General features: G+C 38.7%; 2 protein-coding genes. One reads left to right on the top strand and one right to left on the bottom strand.

Annotated features, from left to right (window positions below; translation table 11 throughout):
- The coding region (locus ACO1O5_RS02540; protein ID WP_486268152.1) for an FtsX-like permease family protein at positions 1-1,512 on the top strand (1,512 nt) is incomplete at its 5' end.
- Positions 1,513-1,617: 105 nt separating this feature from the next.
- Here the strand turns inward: ACO1O5_RS02540 and ACO1O5_RS02535 are convergent.
- The gene (locus tag ACO1O5_RS02535; protein WP_486268151.1) at positions 1,618-2,994 is read right to left on the bottom strand and encodes a serine hydrolase; all 1,377 of its coding nucleotides are present in this window, start codon (positions 2,992-2,994) and stop codon (positions 1,618-1,620) included.
- Positions 2,995-3,532: the final 538 nt, after the last annotated feature.

The raw sequence follows: 3,532 nt of genomic DNA, 5'->3' as shown, positions 1-3,532 counted from the left end.
CTCATTCTCGTTATTGCCTGTATCAACTTCATGAACCTTGCCACAGCAAGGGCTACCGACAGGTCTAAAGAAGTTGGCCTGCGTAAAGTGTTGGGTGCGGTTCGCGGGCAATTGGCAGCGCAATTCTTATTCGAATCTATTTTATTTGCAACAGTTTCGGCTATTCTTGCTGTAGGACTACTACAATTAATCATGCCTGCATATACTGGTTTTTTAGGTTATGCATTACCGTCATATTGGAGCAATCCGTGGTTGTATATGTTTATTGCAGGCGTTATAATTGTGGTTGGCCTGGTTGCCGGAAGTTACCCTGCACTATTGATGTCTTCATTTTCTCCTATTGAATCGCTGAAAGGAAAACTCAATTTGGGAAAGTATGGAGCCTTCTTCCGGAAAGCACTGGTTGTTTTCCAGTTTGCCATTTCGGTATTACTGATCATCAGCGTTACGATTGTAATGAAACAAATGCACTATGTTAGAAATACAGATCTCGGATTTAATAAGGAGCAATCTATGATTGTGAAAATAGATAACGGAAGTATTTATGACAACAAGACGAAGTTCAAAAATGAACTGGAGATGGATCCTGATGTGAAGAGCGTTTCGCTAATGTCGGGCGAACCCGGTGGTTTTCACGATACCTATGGATTTGAAGCACAAGGTAAACCGGGAGAGAAGCTAATGCTCAATACAGAGTTTTCTGATTTTCAATATGTAAAAGCACTGGGACTGAAAATTGTTGCGGGAAGGGATTTTTCGCCATCGTTTCCTACAGATTCCACCTCGTCTGTAATTATTAACGAATCTGCTGCTGCCAGCCTTGGGTATACACCGCAACAGGCAATTGGTACATGGATTAAGAATATAACAATTGATAGTACCCGCAGAACCATTGTTGGGGTGGTAAAAGATTTTCATTTTACTTCGCTGAAAGAACCGATAGGCCCTCTTGTTATTTCTACTAAAAGTGGCGACAGGCGACTTGCTTTGATTCAACTAAAAACAGCTAACCTGCCGACTGCCATCAATCGCATAAAGAAAATATACAGCGATGCTGCACCGGACTATCCCTTTGAATATACTTTTCTCGATGAGAAATTTGATCAGCTTTATAAATCTGAAATTAAACAAGAAACGTTATTAGGCGTCTTCTCAATGATCGCCATTTGTATTGCCTGCCTTGGTTTATTTGGGCTGGCGTCTTATACAGCTATTAAAAGAACCAAAGAGATTGGCATAAGAAAAGTAATTGGCTCATCGGTACAGAACATTGTGCTCTTACTTTCAAAAGATTTATTGAAACCAGTCTTGTTAGGAACTATTTTAGCAGTACCTGCGGGTTATTATATTATGCAAAAATGGTTGCAGGGTTTTGCCTACCGTGTACATGTAGATTGGTGGTTGTTTGGATTGGCTTCGCTTGTTGCAGTATTGATCGCATTGATCACCGTTAGTTTCCAGGCAATAAAAGCTGCCGTTGCCAACCCGGTTAAAAGTTTGAGGACGGAATAAAGGCTCCCAGGCCCGTTCTGAAGAGGGGCCTGGGACGCTTCTAAATATGGATGATGTTTAATTTAATATAAGTTTAAATCTTTCCTCCTGTGCATTATAAACTCTTTATTTAACCTTTTTACTATACTCATCTTTTCCATTGTAGTGCGAGATGAGGCCAGTGATATTTCCATTAGCATCTTTCAGAAATTCAATTCTTGCATCAATAATCCTGAGATAAAAATTTATTGGATCCTCGGCAAACAATGGCGATTTTGGCAGGCCTCCCTCCGGCGCCCTGATTTGCAAGCGACCGTCTTCTAAAGTAATGAAAGCATGGTGTTTTTTATCAAACTCATATTTGCCGGTATATTTTTCGAGTACCGGGTCAAGGAGATTTATTTCCGGGTGTATATGCATTAACTCATAGGGCTTGTGGAAAAGTATAGCGGAGATTGCGACATTGAGAGCCGTCAATCCCTCATCATACCATCCTTCATTGTTCAATAAAATAATAGTAACATCTTCGCTGGGATAGTAAGTAAAGTCCGCCATAAATCCCGGCAGGCCACCACCGTGAGCAATAAATTTTCTTCCGTACAATGTATCAATGAGCCAGCCATAACCATAATGTTCCAGGTGCGGCGTTAATGCCTGCTTCCAGGAATCTGCAGAAATAATTTCTTTATTGGCAACCGCCTTTGCCCACTTGTACATATCTCCTGTAGTGCTGAAAATTGCGCCGGCGGCATAAGTGACGGTTGAGTCCCATCGTTGAGCAATAATTTGTTCTTTATCATTTAGTTTTTTATAGCCAATGGCAATGTTGGTGTCTTTTGCATCTCTGAAATCAAATAACGAATGCGTCATTTGTAAGGGAGTAAAAATGATGTCCTTTATATTTTGTTCGTATGATTTGCCGGTTACTTTTTCAATAATTAATCCAAGCAAATAATAACCTGAATTATCGTAAGAATATTTTGTTCCCGGTTTGAAATCAAGTGGATGTTTAAAAATTAAATCCAATACCAGTTGTTTATTTACCGGATTACAAACGATGGCGGAATCATTCTCATCTATATCATTGGTGTAATTATAAATACCCGACGTATGCGTTAATAAATTTTCCAGTGTTATGTTATCAGCGTACAAAAAAGCGGGGAAATATTTGCTCAGCTTATCCCGAACAGAAAGTTTGCCTTCTTCCTGCAATTTTAAAATAACGCTTGAAGTAAATTGTTTGGTAACAGAACCAATTTGAAAAATGGTATTCGAATCATTGAAAATGTGTCTCGCTACATTTTTTAAGCCATAACTTTTTTGCAAAATTATTTTTCCTTTTTCGGCAATTAATGCTGAGCCATTAAACTTGTACATTTTATTTGCAGATGCCAGGTATTCATCAAGCTTTTGTGCAAGTGAGTCACCAGGCTGCTGTGCGTTCGCATCAACATACATCACAACAATTAACGCAATGAGTAGACCGGCCTTATAATATTTCATACCCGGGTTCAATTTATTTTTTATTCAATCCGTTATCTGTTGCCTGCTCATGAAATATAAATGCAGTATATGAATAATCAGTTGCCTCAATATAATATTTAGTAAGTAGCCACCAGGCAATCATTTTGTTTGGTAACGTCTTTCCTATTGCCTATTTTAAAAATATTATTATGAGGCAGGGCGACTGAATATATTATAAATTGACAGGTTAAAAATAAAAAATATTGCGGTTGAAATGTCGTTGGTCAAAGACAGACTAACAAGTCCTGGCACGTTTATAGATTTGAAAAGAGAAACACCAACACAGGCTAAAAGTTACGAGTCTATAAAAGCTGCGGTTGCTTATCCTATAAAATCTTTACGGAATGAATAGGTTAGGATACATTAGCCACCCGGCTCACCCTTTGCAGTCTATCCACATTAATAAACCCTGGTTGAATTTAGACTTTGCCGGCGTAACTGCCAGGTGCGCATACAATCTTTTTGGTATAACATTGTTGTTGTTGATGTAAATTGCCAAACTTCATTAAATTGCATT

This window comes from Ginsengibacter sp. (assembly GCF_057362405.1).
The sequence above is the reverse complement of the archived record's forward strand: the minus strand, read 5'-3'. Positions and strand labels throughout refer to the sequence as shown.

What these genes read in the sequence shown, in the direction of transcription:
- ACO1O5_RS02535 (WP_486268151.1), bottom strand. Translation starts at nt 2,994, where the DNA reads ATGAAATATTATAAGGCCGGTCTACTCATTGCGTTAATTGTTGTGATG.